Annotated in this window: 20 protein-coding genes; 12 read left to right on the forward strand and 8 right to left on the reverse strand. The window is 57.0% G+C overall.

The annotated features are described in order from the left end of the window. Window positions 1-8 precede the first annotated feature (8 nt). The 9 genes from BN871_RS05795 (at window position 9) to BN871_RS05835 (ending at window position 8891) form a co-directional block, all read left to right on the forward strand. A complete protein-coding gene (locus tag BN871_RS05795; RefSeq protein WP_048744976.1) occupies window positions 9-761 on the forward strand; it encodes a Cof-type HAD-IIB family hydrolase in 753 nt (250 codons plus the stop codon). 7 nt (window positions 762-768) lie between these two features. After that, a complete protein-coding gene (locus tag BN871_RS05800) occupies window positions 769-1284 on the forward strand; it encodes a DUF456 domain-containing protein (protein ID WP_021880641.1) in 516 nt (171 codons plus the stop codon). Window positions 1285-1325: 41 nt separating this feature from the next. After that, complete coding sequence (locus tag BN871_RS05805) at window positions 1326-2057, forward strand: ThuA domain-containing protein (RefSeq protein ID WP_021880642.1); 732 nt, start codon at window positions 1326-1328, stop codon at window positions 2055-2057. Window positions 2058-2242: 185 nt separating this feature from the next. Beyond that, a complete protein-coding gene (locus tag BN871_RS05810; protein ID WP_048744977.1) occupies window positions 2243-3919 on the forward strand; it encodes a polysaccharide biosynthesis protein in 1677 nt (558 codons plus the stop codon). Between the two features lie 69 nt (window positions 3920-3988). Further along, window positions 3989-4351, forward strand: coding sequence for a co-chaperone YbbN (locus tag BN871_RS05815; protein WP_021880645.1), 363 nt, complete (start codon window positions 3989-3991; stop codon window positions 4349-4351). 261 nt (window positions 4352-4612) lie between these two features. Beyond that, the gene (locus tag BN871_RS05820) at window positions 4613-5521 is read left to right on the forward strand and encodes a heme A synthase (protein ID WP_048744979.1); all 909 of its coding nucleotides are present in this window, start codon (window positions 4613-4615) and stop codon (window positions 5519-5521) included. A 9-nt stretch (window positions 5522-5530) separates the two neighbouring features. Continuing rightward, window positions 5531-7303 (forward strand): UbiD family decarboxylase, encoded by a 1773-nt coding sequence (locus tag BN871_RS05825; RefSeq protein ID WP_048744980.1) that lies wholly within the window; start codon window positions 5531-5533, stop codon window positions 7301-7303. A 61-nt stretch (window positions 7304-7364) separates the two neighbouring features. Next, on the forward strand, window positions 7365-8081 hold the full coding sequence (locus BN871_RS05830; protein ID WP_048744981.1) for a Cthe_2314 family HEPN domain-containing protein: 717 nt from the start codon (window positions 7365-7367) through the stop codon (window positions 8079-8081). A gap of 21 nt (window positions 8082-8102) precedes the next feature. Next, window positions 8103-8891: an SDR family oxidoreductase gene (locus tag BN871_RS05835; protein WP_021880648.1), complete on the forward strand. Its 789-nt coding sequence runs from the start codon at window positions 8103-8105 to the stop codon at window positions 8889-8891. Window positions 8892-8977: 86 nt separating this feature from the next. Here BN871_RS05835 and BN871_RS05840 read toward each other — a convergent pair whose 3' ends face one another. After that, complete coding sequence (locus BN871_RS05840) at window positions 8978-9223, reverse strand: NifU family protein (RefSeq protein ID WP_048744982.1); 246 nt, start codon at window positions 9221-9223, stop codon at window positions 8978-8980. 81 nt (window positions 9224-9304) lie between these two features. On the opposite strand from BN871_RS05840, the gene BN871_RS05845 reads away from it, so the two are divergent. Beyond that, a complete protein-coding gene (locus tag BN871_RS05845) occupies window positions 9305-9574 on the forward strand; it encodes a YuzB family protein (RefSeq protein WP_048744992.1) in 270 nt (89 codons plus the stop codon). Between the two features lie 4 nt (window positions 9575-9578). On the opposite strand, the gene BN871_RS05850 is transcribed toward BN871_RS05845, so the two are convergent. Both BN871_RS05850 and mqnE read right to left on the reverse strand, forming a co-directional pair. Further along, window positions 9579-10646, reverse strand: coding sequence for an NAD(P)/FAD-dependent oxidoreductase (locus BN871_RS05850; protein WP_048744983.1), 1068 nt, complete (start codon window positions 10644-10646; stop codon window positions 9579-9581). A 66-nt stretch (window positions 10647-10712) separates the two neighbouring features. Then, entirely contained in the window at window positions 10713-11816 is a 1104-nt protein-coding gene (mqnE, locus tag BN871_RS05855) for an aminofutalosine synthase MqnE (protein ID WP_048744984.1), read from the reverse strand. Window positions 11817-12232: 416 nt separating this feature from the next. On the opposite strand from mqnE, the gene erpA reads away from it, so the two are divergent. Then, window positions 12233-12592 (forward strand): iron-sulfur cluster insertion protein ErpA, encoded by a 360-nt coding sequence (erpA, locus tag BN871_RS05865; RefSeq protein ID WP_021882070.1) that lies wholly within the window; start codon window positions 12233-12235, stop codon window positions 12590-12592. Window positions 12593-12818: 226 nt separating this feature from the next. Continuing rightward, window positions 12819-13853 carry a tyrosine-type recombinase/integrase gene (locus BN871_RS05870; RefSeq protein WP_048744986.1) on the forward strand — a complete coding sequence of 345 codons (1035 nt, stop codon included), beginning with the start codon at window positions 12819-12821 and terminating at the stop codon, window positions 13851-13853. A 110-nt stretch (window positions 13854-13963) separates the two neighbouring features. On the opposite strand, the gene BN871_RS05875 is transcribed toward BN871_RS05870, so the two are convergent. The 5 genes from BN871_RS05875 to BN871_RS05895 form a co-directional block, all read right to left on the reverse strand. After that, window positions 13964-14263: a hypothetical protein gene (locus tag BN871_RS05875; protein ID WP_021882068.1), complete on the reverse strand. Its 300-nt coding sequence runs from the start codon at window positions 14261-14263 to the stop codon at window positions 13964-13966. 26 nt (window positions 14264-14289) lie between these two features. Further along, window positions 14290-14931: a hypothetical protein gene (locus BN871_RS05880; RefSeq protein ID WP_021882067.1), complete on the reverse strand. Its 642-nt coding sequence runs from the start codon at window positions 14929-14931 to the stop codon at window positions 14290-14292. A 62-nt stretch (window positions 14932-14993) separates the two neighbouring features. Beyond that, the gene (locus BN871_RS05885) at window positions 14994-15602 is read right to left on the reverse strand and encodes a replication-relaxation family protein (protein ID WP_048744987.1); all 609 of its coding nucleotides are present in this window, start codon (window positions 15600-15602) and stop codon (window positions 14994-14996) included. Further along, window positions 15538-16743, reverse strand: a complete 1206-nt coding sequence (locus tag BN871_RS05890; RefSeq protein ID WP_083436271.1) for an FtsK/SpoIIIE domain-containing protein — start codon at window positions 16741-16743, stop codon at window positions 15538-15540. Before BN871_RS05890 ends, BN871_RS05885 begins: the two co-directional genes overlap by 65 nt. 621 nt (window positions 16744-17364) lie before the next feature. Continuing rightward, on the reverse strand, window positions 17365-17604 hold the full coding sequence (locus BN871_RS05895; RefSeq protein WP_021882545.1) for a helix-turn-helix transcriptional regulator: 240 nt from the start codon (window positions 17602-17604) through the stop codon (window positions 17365-17367). Between the last annotated feature and the right edge of the window lie 305 nt (window positions 17605-17909).

A 17909-nucleotide genomic window follows, 5' to 3' on the forward strand; every position in this document is an offset into this window, starting at 1 on the left:
AGGAACATATGAGAGATTACAAACTGCTTGCCCTCGATATGGACGGGACGCTGCTGACGGACGAGCAGACGATAAGCGAAGAGAACGCGGAGTGGATCCGCCGGGCGATGGAGGCGGGAATAACCGTCTGCTTCTCCACCGGAAGGGGCTTCCAGGGGGCTTTGCCGTTCGCGGAGCAGCTCGGGCTGGACACCCCGATGATTACGGTGAACGGAAGCGAGATCTGGAGCAAGCCCCATGTGCTCTACCGGAGGACGCTCATGAACGCCTCGGAGATCAAGCGTCTGCACAGGCTTGCCGTCCAGCATGCGGAGCCCTGGTTCTGGGGATACTCCGTCGAGGGCGTCTTCAACAAGGAAAAGTGGATCGAGCCGGCGGACGGCTACGATGATTTCCACTGGCTCAAATTCGGCTACCATACCGAGAACGACTCCATCCGCGAGGAGATCCGCCGCGAGGTCGAGAGCTGGGGCTCGATGGAGATCACCAACTCGTCTCCGTGGAACCTCGAGCTCAATCCCGCCGGAGTGAACAAGGCGACCGCCATCCGCGAGCTGTGCGGCGTTCTCGGCATCGAGATGTCCCAGGCCGTCGCTGTCGGAGACAGCCTCAACGATATCGAGGCGATCCGCCAGGCCGGACTCGGCGTCGCCATGGGCAATGCCCAAGCGGCGGTCAAGGAAGCGGCGGACGCCGTTACGCTGAGCAACAACGAGCATGGAGTCGCGCATGTCATCCGGGACATGCTGCTGAAAGGGTGAGCCGGCGATGACGCTAGCGATCATCGGCTGGATACTCGTCGTCATCCTGTTCCTTGTCGGCATGGCCGGAACGGTCTATCCCATCCTTCCGGGAGCGCTCGCCATCTACGCGGCCTTTTTCGTCTACGGCCTGTTCATCAGCTTCTCGCCGTTCGGCTGGATGTTCTGGACGATCCAGACGCTCATCGTCGTCGTCCTGTTCATCGCCGATTACGCCGTCAGCGCATGGGGCGTCAAGAAATTCGGAGGCTCCCGGGCATCCGTCGTCGGCAGCACGATCGGGCTGATTGTCGGCCCGTTCCTTATTCCGGCGTTCGGCCTCATCATCGGCCCGCTGGCTGGAGCGATGATCGGAGAGCTGTACAAGATCGTCATGGACAAGGAGCCCGTATCGGGACCGATCCTGAAGCGCACCTTCATGTCCGGCATCGGCGCCGTCGTCGGCCTGCTGTCGAGCACGGCCGTGAAGATCGTCCTGCAGCTCGCGATGATCATCCTGTTCATCCTCTGGCTTGTGTTCTGATGTCCGTTATCCCAATACCTACTTAAAGGAGCTCATCATCAATGATCAAATTGACGATCTGGAACGAATTCGTCCACGAGAAAGAACATGAGGAAGTCCGCAACGTCTATCCGGACGGAATCCACAATACGCTGGCCAAAGGGCTCGCTGACGCCAGCTTCGAGATCAAGACGGCAACGCTCGAGGAAGCGGAGCACGGCCTGACCGAGGACGTCCTGAACAACACCGACGTTCTGGTCTGGTGGGGCCATATGGCCCACGACCGTGTCGAGGACGCCATCGTGGAGCGCGTGCACAAGCGCGTCATGGAAGGCATGGGCCTCATCGTCCTCCACTCCGGCCACTTCTCCAAAATCTTCAAGAAGCTCATGGGCACGGGCTGCGACCTGAAATGGCGCGAAGCCGGCGAACGCGAGCGCATCTGGGTCGTCGATCCCGCGCATCCGATCGCAGCCGGCCTGCCGGAGCAGTTCGCGCTTGAGCAGGAGGAAATGTACGGCGAGCACTTCGATATCCCGGCTCCGGACGAGCTTGTGTTCGTCAGCTGGTTCGAAGGCGGCAACGTCTTCCGCAGCGGCTGCACGTTCCACCGCGGCCAAGGCAAGATCTTCTACTTCCGTCCTGGCCACGAGACGCATCCGACCTACTACGATGCCAACGTGCTGAAGGTCATCTCCAACTCCGTCAAATGGGCGGCTCCGTCGGGCGCGGCTGTTCCGGTCCGCGGCCAAAGCGTGCCTTCGCTGGAGCCGATCTCGCCTAAAAACGTTTAATTCCATCCACTGGGCAAGCCCGCTGCGGCAAACCCCTCCGATCCCGCAGATTGCTCTGCGGGATTTTTTCGCGCCGCGGCAGCGCAGGCGCCGATTCGGGATGGACGGGTGTGGGGAGGGGCCGTTTTGTGGTACACTAGCAGGGTCATTCGTATTATTCGTGAAGGAAGAAGGAACCCGACAACATGGTCAAAAAAGACTCCCTCATCCGGGGCACTCTGATTCTGGCAGCGGCCGCGCTCATCGCTCGGGTGCTGGGACTGTTCCAGCGGGTTCCGCTGGATTATATGTTCTCCGGACCCGGCAACGGGTATTTCGGCATCGCCAATACGGTCTATCTATACCTGCTCATCATCGCCACGGCCGGCATTCCGAGCGCCATCAGCAAGATGGTTTCGGAACGCTACGCGCTCGGAAGGCCGCGCGAAGCCCAGCGGATCTACCGAGCCGCGCTGCTGTTCGGCGCCGTCACCGGCGTCCTGCTGTCGACGCTGCTGTACATATTCGCGCCTTATTACGCCTCCAGCTTCGTCCGCACGTCGGAAGCCTCCTCGTCGATCCGGGCGATCGCGCCGGCGCTGCTGCTGTTCCCGATCATCGCGATGATGCGCGGCTACTTCCAAGGCAGGCAGATGATGTCCGCAGGCGGCATTTCCCAGATCGTCGAGCAGATCGCGCGCGTGCTCGTCGGCATCGGACTTGCCCTCGTCGTGCTCAATCTCGGCTGGACGGACCGCTGGATATCCGCCGCAGCGACCTTCGGCAGCGTGTTCGGCAGCATCGGCGCCTTCCTCGTCATGCTGTATTATGCCCGCAAGCTGAAGCGCTCCGACATGGAGGAGGAGCGCTCGCTCGGACGGGCGGCCCGCGAGAGAGCGGCAGCATCCGAGGCGGCCGCTCCTCCGGTGCGGCTGCGCAGCATTTACAAGGAAATTTTCACCATGTCGGTGCCGATCGTCGTCACGGCGATGACGGTTCAGTTCATCTATCTGATCGACTCGACCTTCTTCATCCGGTGGACGGACAGCTATTACAGCGCCTACGATACGGCGAGCCGCATCCGCGATTATCTCATCTTCAACGCGCAGTCGATCGCAGGCATCCCGCCGATTCTGGCGATCGCGCTCAGCCAGTCGATCATTCCGGTGCTGTCGGCCGCCAATTCCGTCGGACGGCTGGATGAAGTGCGCAAGCAGGCTTCGCTCGTCATGCGCATCGTCGTCTTCACCGGCGTGCCTGCCGCCCTGGTGCTGACGGTAGGAGCCCATTCCGTGAACGGGCTGCTGTTCTCGGATCCCGGCGCCAGCGGCGTCGTGGCCGCTCTGACGATCGGCACGATCTTCCAGGTCACGATGATGACGAGCAACTCGATCCTGTTCGGACTCGGCAATCCCCGTCCGGCGATGATCAGCGCCATCATCGGCTACGCCGTCAAAATTATCGGCAGCCTGGCGCTCGGCCCGCTGCTGGGAGGCTACGGCTTCATCATCGCTTCCATGCTCTGCTTCATGATCATTACCTGGCTGAACATGAGGGTGATCCAGAACAAGGTGAAGCTGAACGTGCTCGGCCGCCGCTGGCCTGCCTACCTGCTGACGATCGTTATCGCCGCTGCGGCAGGCTACGGGACCGACATGACCGTCAGAGGCGTGCTCGGCTCGATTCTGCCTTCCAAGCTCGTCTTTTTTGCCGGCACCATCGCTACCGGCGTCGTGATGGGCCTGTTCTACCTGTTCCTGCTCATTGCGCTCGGCGTCATCAGGGAAGCCGACGCAAGCTCCTTCCCCGGCCCTCTGCGCAAAATTCTGCTTCCTCTTGTCCGCCGCTTCGGACGTCGGGAGACGGAAGTCCAGAGCTCCTGATCATGAGCCTCGCGGAGGCTCGGCTGCCGGACTTTTACAAAACGGTTCAAACTCGGTACGATAGAGTAAATCCATACAAAAAGGGTGATTGACATGCGCAAAGTAACGACCGACGAACAGTTCCGCGAAACCGTCGCCTCTTCCGGCGTCACGGTGGCCGTCTTCAAGACGACCTGGTGTCCCGATTGCCACTTCATCGATCCGTTCATGCCGGAGATCGAGCAGAACTACGCGGGCAGGATCGAGTTCATCGAGATCGACCGCGACGATCTGCCCGAGCTATGCTCCGAGCTGAACATTCTCGGCATTCCGAGCTTCATCGCTTTCCGCGAAGGCAAGGAAGTCATCCGCTTCGTCAGCAAGCTGCGCAAATCGAGGGACGAGATCGAGCAGTTCCTCGGCCGCGCGATCGAAGTATCCGCCGCGCTGTAAGCCTCGGCGCAGCCGGCTTGGCAGCCAGCCCATCAGGGGCCACTCTCTGATGGGCTTTTATGCTGCATGCGTTAGTAATTCCCCGCTCAGGGTCTGCAAGCTGCCGGCCTCCGCAGGGCAAAATAACGCCGGAATGCTTGTACAAATCGTGTCTGATCCGACGTGGAAAGATGCCATTATCGTCACATTTTCAACATGGCTTTTGCATTTTTTTGCCGCTATAATGAGGGTTGTATCCATCGAAGGGGTGACAAACAAACGATGATCTCCCGCCTATACCGCCTGCTTGCATGGATGTCCAGCATCGGCATGTTCCTCGTCCTGCTTGCAGGCGCTCTCGTGACCAATACGGGCTCCGGAAGGGGCTGCGGCGATGACTGGCCGCTATGCAACGGCAAGTTCATTCCCGCTTTTACCCTCGAGACAGCCATTGAATATTCGCATCGCGTCGTGACCGGACTGGTCGGCATCATCGTCGTGGCTACCTTTGTCATGACCGTGGTGGTCTACCGCCGCTTCCGCGAGCCGCTCTGGTTCGCCGGCCTGACGCTGTTCTTCACGATCGTGCAAGCGCTCATGGGCGCTGCGGCCGTCGTCTGGTACCAAAGCCCTCCCGTCATGGCGCTTCACTTCGGCATTTCGCTGCTTGCGGTCGCCTCGACGGTGCTGCTCGTCCTGTGGGTGAGGCGAATGGACAAAGGGCATGATCCCGCCTCGGCATCGATGCTTCCCCGTTCCGTGTTCACCTGGGTATTGTCTGCGGCGATCTATTGTTACGTCGTCGTTTACCTCGGCGCCTTCATCCGCCATACCGACTCGGGAGGAGGCTGCCTCGGCTGGCCGCTGTGCAACGGCGAGCTCGTGCCGGAGATCAATGGAGCGACCGGCATCGTCTTCGCCCACCGGATCGCCGGCCTGATTCTTTTCTTCGTGCTTCTCGGCCTCTTCCTTCATGTCCGCAAGCAAGCCGGAAGCAGCGACCCGGCCGCTCGCTCTGCCCTTTGGGTTTTGATTCTGGTCATCTGCCAGATTTTCAGCGGAGCATGGCTGACCGCGACCATCGGCAACGACCAATGGTTCATCTTTACCAATATGCTCCACAATCTCATTATTACGATTTTGTTCTCCATTCTTATAGATCTGGGTGTCCAAGCCCGGAAGAGACGTTAGGAGCCGATCATGACTTTTGCAAACCTGAGGCAATTCGTAGAAGCGCTGCGCAAGGACAACGACCTCGCCGTCATCGAGGCTCCGGTGGATCCGAATCTGGAGCTCGCGGAAATTCACCGGCGCGTCATCGAAGAGGAAGGACCCGCCCTGCTGTTCACGAACGTGAAGGGCAGCACCTTCCCCGTCCTGACCAATATGTTCGGCACCGCCCGCCGCGTCGATCTGGCATTCGGCACGAAGCCCGAAGAGCTGATGAAGACGGTCGTCGGCGCGATGGACCGCCTGCTGCCGCCAACGCTCGGAGCCGTATGGGGCGAGCGCGGCATGGTGAAGGACCTGCTCAAGGTTGGACTCAAAAACGTTCCGAACAGCGCCGCGCCGGTCATGGGGGCCGTGCGCAGGGAAAATCCGCTGAAGGGGCTGCCGTTCCTGACGAGCTGGCAGGATGACGGCGGTCCTTTCGTCACGCTTCCGCTCGTGTATACGGAGCATCCGTCCCATCCGAAGAAGCATAATGTCGGCATGTACCGCATGCAGATCTTCGACGACTCCACGACCGGCATGCATTGGCAGATCCACAAGGGCGGCGGCTTCCATTATCATGAAGCCGAGAAGAACAATCAGGAGCTGCCGGTGAGCGTATTTCTCGGGGGACCACCGGCGCTGATCGCATCGGCGATCGCTCCCGTTCCAGAGCATCTGCCGGAGCTGATGATCGCTTCGCTCATTCTCGGCAGCAAGCTTCCGGTCACCCAGGATCCGCTGGGACGCCACCGCATTCCGGCGGAAGCCGAGTTCTCGATCCACGGCAGCGTGCCGCCGCATCTGCGCAGGCCCGAAGGCCCGTTCGGCGACCATTTCGGCTACTATTCCCTGCAGCATGATTTCCCGGTCTTCAATGTCAGCCATGTGCATCACCGCAAGGATGCGATCTACCCGGCGACGATCGTCGGCAAGCCCCGGCAGGAGGACTACTACCTGGGCGAGTATCTGCAGCGGCTGCTCAGCCCGGCTTTCCCGATGGCCATGCCTGGCGTGAAGGATCTGTGGGCTTATGCGGAGACCGGCGTCCACGCCTTGGCCGCCGCTGTCGTGCGGGAGAGCTATTCGAGAGAGGCGCTTGCCACCGGCTTCCGCATTCTGGGCGAAGGCCAGCTGACGCTGACCAAATTCCTGATGCTGACCGACCAGCCGGTAGACCTGTCCCGGTTCGACGTGCTGCTGGAGACGATTCTGGAGCGTTTCCGTCCGGAGACCGACCTGTTCGTCTTCGACAATACCTCGCATGATACGCTCGACTATACGAGCGGCAAGCTCAACCACGGCAGCAAGGCGCTTCTGATGGGCGTCGGCGAGCCGGTGCGGCAGCTGCCGCATGAATATACGGAAGGCCCGATCGCGGAAATCAGCGACATCGCGGTTTATTGCCGCGGCTGCCTCACCGTCTCCGGAGCCGACTATGCTTCGGATCCGGAGCTGGCGTCCAAAGTATTGGAGAGGGCTGCCGAGAAAGGAACCGACTGGCCGCTGATCGTCCTGGTCGACGACGCCGGCACGGTCGCATCGGCGCAGACGCCGTTTCTGTGGACGGTATTCACCCGATTCAATCCTGCGGACGACATCTACGCCCTGTCGGAAGCAAGACGCCATCATATGGCCTACCGCCTTCCGATCGTCATCGATGCCCGCATGAAGCCGGGGTATCCGGACGAGCTGTTCCCGCGAGAGGACATCGTGTCTCTGGTCGACGGCAGATGGAAGGAATATTTCCCGAAATCCTAGATGTCTGAAGGTTTTTGGCTTTGCAGTACAGAAGCTTAGAAAATCCGGAGGAGGAAGGTCCATGCTGAGAATGTTGTTCGGGGAAGCGCCGGCCAAGCCTGAGGGCAGGATGGCCGAAGCGGTCCAGGCGATGACCGATTATGCCTCCCTTCTCCACAAGCTCGTGGAGGAAGGCAAGGACCGCAATCATAAGGCGCGGACATATGAGATTTGGACGATCGGCCTGATCGCATCCCTCGATGAGCTGGAGCAGAGCTGCTACGCAGCATCGCGCTTCTGCGCGATGGTCAAGAGCTACAGCGTTGAGGACATGGGCCCGGATGAACGGCTGAATTACAGGCGCTACGTCTATTTCGACAAAAATGCCTTCATCCGGCTGTTCGCAATGCTGGACAAGCTGGGCACGCTGCTCAATGACATGCTGTCGCTGGAAACGGAACAATTCAAAAGGCAGTTCTCCTACTTCACGGTGCTGCATCGGATGCGGGACAAAAAGCTTCATCCAGGACTTGCAGGGCCGCTCACGGATATCAAGAACCAGTATGACGAGCCGATCGTCCGGTTGCGGAAAAGGCGGAATGTGGAGATTCACAGCATGAACTCCGAGCTGCAGGACGATCTGATGCAGCTGCATCTGAACTTCGGAGACGAAGTGAAGCTGGAGGATATCAACAGCCAGATGGAGGACCTGGCCCAATGCCTGGACATGGCGGCGGGAACCGTCCATCTCGTGTTCGATTATGCTTTGTCTCTATTGAAGCCTGCCGTCAGCAAGTGAGTCGAGGCAAGGAGGAAGAGCGTGGAGCTGCAAGGAAAAACGGCGCTCATAACGGGCAGCGCCAAAGGGCTGGGCAAACGGGCGGCCGCCGAGCTGGCCCGGCTGGGATGCGATATCGTCCTGAACTACCGCTCCAGCGGGGCGGAGGCGGATGAGCTTGCTCGGCGCTTGGCGCAGCAGTACGGAGTGCGCGCGACTGCGGTCGAAGCGGACATCGCCGATCCCGGCGACACGGGCAAGCTGGCCGAGGAGGCGCTGAAGCTGAGCGGAAGCGTCGATATTCTGGTGAACAATGCCGGTCCGTTCATCCGGGAGCGGAGAGTATTCGCCGATTACAACGACGAGGAGATCATTTCCCTCCTTCACGGCAATCTGCTCGGCGCGATGCTGCTTGACCGCAAGTTGCTGCCGGGCATGCGCAGGAGCGGCTGGGGACGCATCATCCATTTCGGGTTCGGCCATGCGATGGAAGGCAGGGCTTGGCCGCATCGCGCCGTCTATGCGGCTGCGAAGACCGGCCTCGTCTCCTTCACCAAGACGCTTGCCGTCGAGGAAGGCGAGCATGGCATAACGGTCAACATGGTCTGTCCCGGCGATATCCGGGGCGACTTCAAGGAGAAGTCCATTGCGGACGTTGACGGAATGAGAGATCCGGATTCGCCGCTCGGCCGGCCCGGCACCGGAGAGGACGTGGCGAGGGTCATTTCGTTCCTCTGCCTGCCGCAATCGGACTTCCTGACCGGCAACATCATCGATGTGACGGGCGGCTTCGATCCGATCCGCACGAGCATCAAGCCGGTCCAGCCCTGAGACAAAAGCACGAGCGGCCGGATGCCTCCCAAGGAGGTATCCGGCCGCTCGTCTGTATATCGCGATGATGATGGATGCGCGGGCAATTAGAAGACTTGCATAACCTCTTGCACGCCTTCGACTTCTTCAAGCAGGGCGCGCTCGATGCCGGCCTTCAGCGTGATGGTGGAGCTGGGGCAGCTGCCGCAAGCGCCCATCAGGCGAAGCTTGACGATGCCGTCTTCCACGTCGACGAGTTCAACGTCGCCGCCGTCGCGCTGCAGGAAGGGACGGAGCTTGTCAAGAACGTCCAGTACCTCATCATACATCGTGCTTTGTGCGTTTTCGCTCATTGCAATCAACTCCTTTCTTATCTATTATAATACAAAGCCATTCAATTGAAAATGGACGGCAAAGAGGTGAATGACATCATGTTGAAACCGATCATTGAATTCTGTTCCAGCAACATGCATCACGGAACCGACCGGCTGATGGAGCAGTACGAGCTCGATCCCGATGTTGAAGTGATCGAATACGGCTGTCTCGGCAACTGCGGCGAATGTTACCTGTTCCCGTTCGCCATGGTCGACGGAGAGATCGTCAGCGCCGAAAGCGTCGAGGAGCTTGAAGCCGCCATCCGCGAAAAAATCGCCGTCAGCGCCGCCGAGCGCGCCGCGCTGGACAAGCTGATCGACGATTTATAGAAGCTTAGCCGAAATGGTTTTTGGAGCGCCACAGCACGCCGGTTTTGAGTACTCGCGGCACACGGCCCATAATGGCCGTCTTGCCCATGAGGCCGAAGCCGGCTTTTTTGCCGAGCGAACCGAGCGTGCCCTTGAGCTTGATCTGTCCAAGCTTGGGCGTGCGGCCTTTCCATACGGCCTGCATGACGTCGGCCACTTGCTTGCCCATCGCTCCCGCGAGCTGTCCGCTGGGAGAGAACGGCACCGAGGCGCAGTCGCCGATGACGAACACTTCCGGATGGTCCGGGAGCTGATGCAGCTCGTTCACGACGAGCCGGCCCTGATTGTCTTTGGGCACATTGAGATCCTGGACGACATCGACCGGCTGGATGCCGGCCGTCCAGATCGTCGCATCGGTATAGATCGGCTCCGGAGAGTTGCCGTCATGCAGAATGCCGCCCTCCAGCAGCTTGAGGGAGACGTTGCCCCTCATTTCCACATGATGCTCCAGGAACCAGGACGACACGTACGTCTTCAGCTTCGTCGGGAACGCCGAGAGGATGCTCGGTCCGCGGTCGATGATGCGGATGTTGAGATCGCCTCTGCTCTCGCGCAGCTCAGCGGCGATCTCGACGCCGCTGAGGCCTCCGCCGATGATGGATACTTGGCCGTAAGGCTTGACGTCTCCGATTCGCCGGTACGTCCTTCGAGTCGCGGAGAACGATTGGATGCTGCTGGAGTATTTCTCCGCGCCGGGAATGCCGTGGTAGTTGTCCGTGCAGCCAAGCCCGATCGACAGCCAATCGTACGACACGGGATCCTGGCCTTCCAATAGGATGTGCTTGTTCTCCAGATCGATACCCGTCACTTCGCCGTAGGTGATCAGCAGACGGGGGTCGTTAGGGAACGCGACGCGCAGCTCGATCTCCGGCGAAGTGCCGGCAGCCAGCGCATAATATTCGGTCTTGAGGCCTTGGAAAGGCATGCGGTCGATCAGGACGATGATCGTATCGGACGGAATGTCCCCGTCAAGCAGTTCCTGAGCCAGAGCCATGCCGCCGTAGCCGCCGCCCAAAATGACAAAACGTTTCATGATATCCCAACCCTTGTTTCACAATTCAGCTGATGGTGAACCTAATATGCTCGCCAGCCGTTCTTCTTACTCAAATACCTTGACTTCATTGTAGAAGGTGTCGCGTTCAACCGGAATGCGTCCCGCACCCTTTATTAACCAGATCAGATCTTCTCGTGACAGACCTTCCGGAGTGAGGGCGCCAGCCGCGTGGCTGATGCGCTCGCGGACCAGCGTTCCGTGCACATCGGATGCGCCCATCGCCAGCGATACCTGGGTCAGCTGAGGGCCGATATTGATGAAGTAGGCCTTGATGTGATTGAAGTTGTCCAGCATCAGGCGGCTGATCGCGATCGTCTTGAGGTCCTCGAAGGCCGAATTGCGGCGGCGGATGCCCGCCTTGGGGCTGGCCGGCTGCATGGAGAGAGGGATGAACACGAGGAAGCCGTTCGTCTCGTCCTGCAGCTCGCGGATCGACATCATATGCTGGATGCGCTGCTCGTGGGTTTCCACGGCTCCGTACAGCATCGTCGTATGCGTCTTGATGCCGAGGTTATGCGCGGTCCGGTGGACGTCCAGATACTGGCTCACGTCCGCTTTCTCGACCCTCATCTTCTTGCGGTACTGGTCCGACAGGATTTCAGCGCCGCCCCCTGTCAGGGATTCGAGGCCGGCGTCGCGCAGCTCTCTCAGCACGCCCTCGTAGCTGAGGCCGCTGATGCGGGAGAAGAAATCGATCTCGGCCGCCGTGTACGTCTTGAGCGTCACATGCGGATATTTTTCCTTCAGCGCCTTGAGCGAATCCACATAATATTGGAAGGGAACATGGGCATTATGGCCGCCGACGATATGGAACTCCCGCACGGTTGGCGTAATATGCTGATCGACGTATTGGATCATCTCTTCCGGCGTCAGCGTATAAGCGCCTTCGTCCCCCTCATCCTTGCGGAAGCTGCAGAAGGCGCAGTGGGCTTCGCAGACGTTGGTGAAATAAAGCGTCATCGTATCGATGAAATAAACCTTCTTGCCGTTCTTGCGCAGGTTGACCTCGTTGGCCATCTGTCCGATGCTGAGCAGATCGTCGGAGCGGTACATAAAGACGCCGTCTTCAAGCGTCAGCCGCTCGCCGGCGGCTACTTTCTCGCGGATGCCTTGCATGACGGAGGCTTCCGTCGGAGTAATGATATTCATGAATGGGACCTCCTTGTCCGTTCCGGTTCCTGCGGCCCGTGCGTCACCTCGGCGGGTCCGGCCCGCTGTTGCGGGAAGCTGCAGGTCAAGCGTCCTGCTTTGTGAAAAAAAGTACTTATTCGTGCGTCGTATGCAAACAAATCGTATTCATTATAAACCTTGAGTTGTTAAGCTTCAACAGGAAAACGGCAAAAGATCAGGGATTTCAAGGGAGTTATGGAGACAGGTTGTCCGCCTTGGGCGGACGCGGTAATGAGGTAAAGCGCCCGTGGACAGCTGTTCCGTTCAGGCTCATGCCCGTCTTGATTGCCCGCGCGCCGGACGCTCGCTTGTTTCCGCTCCAGCTTGCTTGAGACCCGGATGCAATAGGAGTATACTTAAAGCAATCGCCAGCTTTGACAGGAGGATGAAACGATATGATCGAGATCAGTGAAACGGCCTCGGATAAAATAAAAGAAATGCTCGCCGCCGAAGAAGCAGCGAACCTGTTCCTGCGCGTCGGCGTCAAGGAAGGCGGCTGCAGCGGCTTCTCCTACGGCATGGGCTTCGACGACGAGCAGAAGAGCGACGACCAGGAGCTCGACGTCAACGGAGTGAAGGTCGTCGTCGACAACGACAGCGCCAAGTACCTGCGCGGCCTCGAGATCGACTGGAAGGAAGGCGCCATGGGCGGCGGCTTCACGATCCACAACCCCAACGCCACCGTTACCTGCGGCTGCGGATCAAGCTTCCGCACGGCGAGCGACGCCGGCAAGCCGAAGCCGGACGAGTGCTGATCGTAGTAACGGCGCGGTTTTTCTCCCGTTGATCTGTGCGAAGCCTTTAGCGCAGGCTCATGCGTACGCGCGTTCGGGGGATTGCGGATTGCTATCGGAAAAATGCGCGTTAACAATCCCGTTTTTTGAACGTTAACAACCCCGAAAATGGCTTCGGAGGATTGTGGATCACGACCTCGGTAACGTATTTAGTCCGCGACTAAACCGTTATTGGAGGTCGTTTTTTATGGCGTTAAACAAGCGTATGAGGCGCGTTCCTTTTAACCAGGTGAGCGCTAAGACATATCCGGAGCTTACGTTTGAGCAAGCGATTGAGCTCGTTATCAGCGCAAAAAGGGCGGAAGGACTGCGCGATCGGACGTTAAAGGATTACGCGAAGCATTACGGGTACTTCATCGACTGGCTGCGCGAAAACTACCCGGAGGCGCGCAACGTAAGCGATATAACCACGCCGCTAGTTCGCGACCATATCGCATACATGAAGCACGACAGGCAGCGTTACAGCGGTCATAAGTATATCGACGCGGAGAGCCAGCGGGTGGGGCTTTCGGACACAACGGTTAATATTCGACTACGCACGCTGAAGGCGATATTTAACCAACTTGAGCGCGACGAATTGATTGTTGAAAATCCGATGACGAAGATTAAGCAATTGCGCCAGGACGTCGACTTGACGAACTGCTTTACGGATGACGAGGTTAAGGCTATTCTCGCGCAACCGAACCAGCGTGATTTCGTAGGATTTCGGGATTATTGCGCGATAATGCTGATGTTAGACGCCGGCATTCGCATTTCGGAGTTACTCGGTCTCCGTATGCAAGACATCGATATTAAAACCCGATTTATCGCACTGAGTGGCGAAGTTAACAAGAACAGAAAGCCGCGTTTAGTTCCTATCTCAGGTTACACGGCAAAGCTACTTTTGCAGCTCCACGAAGAAAACAAGCGTCATTTTACGACCGACCGCCTATTCCTCTCTGTATATGGAGATCCGATCGGGCCAAACCACTTCAATAAACGTCTCAAGTATTACGCGGAAAAGGCAGGAATAGCGGATAAAAAGATGACCGCGCACGTCTGGCGTCATACCTGGGCGAAGGGGATGGTAACGAATGGAGCTGATCCATTTACGATTCAGAAGATGGGCGGATGGGCTGATATTCGTACGATGAGGCGTTATATCCAGATGGATACAGAAGACATGCGTCGTTCTCATGATAAGCATTCGCCGGCCGGAAATTTTGTAAGAAAACGGGTATAAAAAAGGCCCTGCTAGAGATATTTACATCTCTACAGGGCTAAAATCATATCTTATTACTTCTTTCGTAATAAGGTTAAAGACATCTAGACTAAATTTTGAATTCCTCCCTATTAGTCAATATCAACGTCATAGTCACATTTCCAATTATGAAGCTTATACATATCGATATAACTTTTTAATAGTTTTTTATCACTTGACGGAATCACGATCATATTCAACGTTACGTACACAACATTTTCATCAAAATTGTAATTTACATCAGCGACGGGATAAGAATAAGGGTCCTTGAACGCAGTATCAGACACATTTTCACCGATTCGTGGTATAAAGTTAAACTCAAACTCTTTATATACATGACGGAAGTCTCGAACAGCTTCAAGGGCAATTTGTTGGCCGAGATGAATTTTCATTTTATCCTCCTATAGACCGCTTTATTTTATTTCTCTCCAACTAGTTTAAACTCTCCGGAAGAGTCGTCGCCGATCGGATAGTTTTTGATGGTTAGTGATACCGTAGCATTGTCCCATGATGGCGCGACTGTACCGGTCGTATTGGAAACATACATTTCTTTAACTTGATTGATAATTGCCTGACTTTTTGCACGTAATTCTCTGTCCGGAAGATCGAACGCGCCTTTTCCTGTGTAATGGGCAATCATATCCGGTTGCGTATCCAAATCGATTGTAACGGCTAATTTGTCGCTATTAGCGTCCGGTATCAGAACGAGTTTATTAACCACGAAATCATCCGTTACCGCGCCGCCTTCAACATAGTGTTGAACCATCGTTAAAACCGCCAATTTACGCAGATTTTCGATATCAGTTTGCATACCCGACGTAAGGGATGCGGATGATTGAAGAGATTCAATCTTTGAACTCATTGCAGAGACATCGGACGATAATTTCGCGTTATCGTCTCGCAACGATCCAATGCTAGAGTACATCCATACTATAGCTGCTAAAGCTATCGAAGCGAGAACAGTTACCGCGATTAGAAGTACGTCCTTAAATGATATGCCCTTGCTTTGTCTGTGCTGCGCATTTTCTAACGCTAGACTTTCCCCAGTGTTGCCTTCCACTTATGACCACTCCCCCCAATAAATTTACATCGTATTATTTCGACATATAGCAGTATTTTCCTTTACCGAAGCTCCTCGATCGTCATCACTTCCGCCTTCATCCCGCCGAGCATCTCCGCCAGCCTCCGTTTACGATATTCCGAAATCGTCACGTAAAGAATCGTTGGAAACGCGCCATTCTTCTGCTGCCACCGCCCGCTATCGTGAAGCTCCCGATACTGCGCGATCTTCTTCGCATTCGCTTGCATCGGTTGTGTCCGATCGACCTCAAGGAACGTATACGCGCCCGCCACATTACGAAATAGCGCGTCGGCTACGATTTGCTTGTCGTCCCACTTCACCGCGTACTCTTCGCGCCAGGATTCCGGCCGATATGCGATATAGACTTCGTTTCTCATTACGGCGTGGCCCGTATGAAGCGTGCGTTTGCGCGTCGTTGAGCTACCGATTTCCTTCCGACCGGCAGCGTTCAGATACCATACCGTTTCCCCGTCGCGATAACTCGCTAGGTACTCGCGCATGTCGTTCAGAATACGCGTCGTATTACGGGCGCCGCCGAGATCATGGAGCCGCTGAATCTGCGACGTGGTCAGAAATCCGAAGCGGTCACAACTCGATAGAATTTCCGTCCAGCGGGTCAGCTTCGCTTGTGTCCGGCTTTGCGTCAGCATGGGGCGCGGCCTCCTCGTTAATGATGCGTGATTTCTTCGGCAGTACTGCGATAAGCTGGCGTGCGTCGGCTGCGCTCAGGTACGGCGCCTGCAACGTTTCATCTCGCGAGGTCTGGAATATCAGGCGGCCGGGAATGTCCGGAAGATCGGCGGCTCCGTCATGATCGAGGATAATCCGGCTCTGCGTACCGTCTCGCGTCCGGAATCCGACCGATGCCGCGATATTCGTCTTAATCAAGCCGTCTACAACGTCCGCTGACGGTCGCTGCGTCGCCAGTACGAGTAATACGCCGGCCGCGCGTCCCTTCGCTGATAGGCGCGTCAGAATCGCCTTTATCTCGCCCTTCAGCTTCGCGTCAGGATCGCCAGAACGCGCCTTGAAGTCCGCTAGCTCGTCAACGACAAGCAGCGTCTTGTTGCCGGTCCATGACTGCGCGCCGGCCTCCGCCATTTCCGCATAACGCCGCTGCATCTCGTTCTCGACCGCCTGAGCCGCGCTGCGTACCTCCGTCAGCGACGTAGCGAATCCGCGTACGCATTCCAACTCACGGAAGATGCCGAGCTCGACGCCGCCTTTAAGGTCGCATAGATACATGTAAGGATTAGCCCCGGTCGCCAGTGACGACAATATCGCGCGTAGAAGAACGGACTTGCCGCCGCCGCTGATTCCGCCAATGAGCAGATGCGGATAGGGGCCGCCGAAGTCGTAATAGCGGATCTCGCCGCGCTTATTTACTCCGATCGGCACGTTATAGCCGCCGCCTTTGTTTACGGACTCAAACGGGACTGTCTCCGGCATCGGTCGCGTGAATATGTCGATGATTAAGCCGTCGTTAGCGTAGCGCATCTCCACGTCTTCCGCAGGTACCCGCATAGCCTCCGCGAGAGCACGGTGCTGGTCGATAACCTTCGCGCTGCTGAGACCGACCGGAAGACCGACGAGAAGCCGCTGGCCCCACGGATACGCGATCGTCTTATTGACGGAGGGGAGAGCGAATTCGTCGCCATACGTCTGCACCAGATTCAACGATTTGCATGCAGCGAGGAAGGAGTTACTTAAAGAAAAAGAAGAAGGGAAGGAGAGATGTTTAAACAAAGACCAACATGAACCAACGACTAGCCCAATCCCAATCTCTAACATGATGGGGCCTCCTCGGTAACATAAGGTTCTTTCAGAATTTCGGAAGGGAAGTGGTCAAGCCTGGAACTGATCGCAGCGCGGCGCTGGCCATTCGTTTCATTCGTACGCGATGCGAGGGGATAACGGAGTATTGAACGGAATAGAGGCGGCCGGCTTCGAAATCCCCGACGTCGGCGACATTCGGAAGATAGCGCGGAAGGGTGGGCGGCATTAAAGCGCCAGGCTAACGCATATCGGGACCCCGCGGCCGCCGAGTTTAGAAGCTGCGATCAACTATCCGCCGACGATCCGTTTAGCTTGCGAGCTGGCCGCCCCCGTCATTCTCCGGCTTTCGCGGCATAAAATGAGCGTCATTTCAGCGCATATAAACATCCCCGCTGTCTTAACCCTCGCCGATACCTAGCGCGCCTAAATCAAGGCGTTTACATAGGCGTAAACCATGCGCTCGCGGGGCGCATTACGATATCAGCGCAATCATCGCCATTAGCAGCTCATACGCGATTGCAGCGCCTGCCGCCAGAGTGAACGCCTTTCCAAATCGTTTAGCAGCGAGAGCGCCGACCGTATTGCCTCCGGACAGTATGACTCAAAATAAAAAGACCCCGCTGCCGAGGTCTGGAATTACTCGCTATGTATCACTGTGAATAGATCGTTCGGAGTTACATCCAGGTAAACGCAAATCCGCGCGATGAGCTGAGCTGGTATACGTTTCGAATTCAGGTCGCGGCTGTTAATGAGGTCATTTATAGTAGAGCGCCGGTGGTCAACGTCTTTAGATAACTTGAGCGCGCTAATTCCCCTGGCCTTCAATATTTCGCCGAGGTTGCAGCGCAGTTCTGCCGGTTCCTGTGTCCAGTTCAATGCGTCGCCCCTCCTTTATGCCAATTATACGAAATTTATTCTCAATGTTCTATTGACCGTTTAGCGGTCATATGGTAAATTCTTCTTACAAAGTGAACGTTAAACGATCATATAGGAGGAATTGCCGTGCAAATCCGCTACGTCCGTTATCCGCAAAATGTCACACTCGTTTCCGTAATCTCCGCCACCGATCGCCCCGTCCGCTTCATTGCACAATCGCGCGCATTCTCCCGCATCACTGGCGTATCCCTAAACGCCGTCCTCGGCTGCACAACGCTCGATGCGGATCAACTCCGCCAACTCGG

Origin of the sequence: Paenibacillus sp. P22 (genome assembly GCF_000469945.2) — a bacterium.
In the GTDB taxonomy this organism is placed as follows: Bacteria; Bacillota; Bacilli; order Paenibacillales; family Paenibacillaceae; genus Paenibacillus_O; species Paenibacillus_O humicus.

Excerpts from the sequence above, each read along its gene's own strand:
- mqnE (WP_048744984.1), bottom strand. The coding sequence starts at position 11,816 with ATGAATATCATTACTCCGACGGAAGCCTCCGTCATGCAAGGCATCCGC.
- BN871_RS05850 (WP_048744983.1), bottom strand. The coding sequence starts at position 10,646 with ATGAAACGTTTTGTCATTTTGGGCGGCGGCTACGGCGGCATGGCTCTG.
- BN871_RS05885 (WP_048744987.1), bottom strand. The coding sequence starts at position 15,602 with ATGCTGACGCAAAGCCGGACACAAGCGAAGCTGACCCGCTGGACGGAA.
- BN871_RS05810 (WP_048744977.1), top strand. The coding sequence starts at position 2,243 with ATGGTCAAAAAAGACTCCCTCATCCGGGGCACTCTGATTCTGGCAGCG.
- BN871_RS05825 (WP_048744980.1), top strand. The coding sequence starts at position 5,531 with ATGACTTTTGCAAACCTGAGGCAATTCGTAGAAGCGCTGCGCAAGGAC.
- erpA (WP_021882070.1), top strand. The coding sequence starts at position 12,233 with ATGATCGAGATCAGTGAAACGGCCTCGGATAAAATAAAAGAAATGCTC.
- BN871_RS05795 (WP_048744976.1), top strand. The coding sequence starts at position 9 with ATGAGAGATTACAAACTGCTTGCCCTCGATATGGACGGGACGCTGCTG.
- BN871_RS05820 (WP_048744979.1), top strand. The coding sequence starts at position 4,613 with ATGATCTCCCGCCTATACCGCCTGCTTGCATGGATGTCCAGCATCGGC.
- BN871_RS05870 (WP_048744986.1), top strand. The coding sequence starts at position 12,819 with ATGGCGTTAAACAAGCGTATGAGGCGCGTTCCTTTTAACCAGGTGAGC.
- BN871_RS05875 (WP_021882068.1), bottom strand. The coding sequence starts at position 14,263 with ATGAAAATTCATCTCGGCCAACAAATTGCCCTTGAAGCTGTTCGAGAC.
- BN871_RS05890 (WP_083436271.1), bottom strand. The coding sequence starts at position 16,743 with ATGTTAGAGATTGGGATTGGGCTAGTCGTTGGTTCATGTTGGTCTTTG.
- BN871_RS05830 (WP_048744981.1), top strand. The coding sequence starts at position 7,365 with ATGCTGAGAATGTTGTTCGGGGAAGCGCCGGCCAAGCCTGAGGGCAGG.
- BN871_RS05840 (WP_048744982.1), bottom strand. The coding sequence starts at position 9,223 with ATGAGCGAAAACGCACAAAGCACGATGTATGATGAGGTACTGGACGTT.
- BN871_RS05805 (WP_021880642.1), top strand. The coding sequence starts at position 1,326 with ATGATCAAATTGACGATCTGGAACGAATTCGTCCACGAGAAAGAACAT.
- BN871_RS05800 (WP_021880641.1), top strand. The coding sequence starts at position 769 with ATGACGCTAGCGATCATCGGCTGGATACTCGTCGTCATCCTGTTCCTT.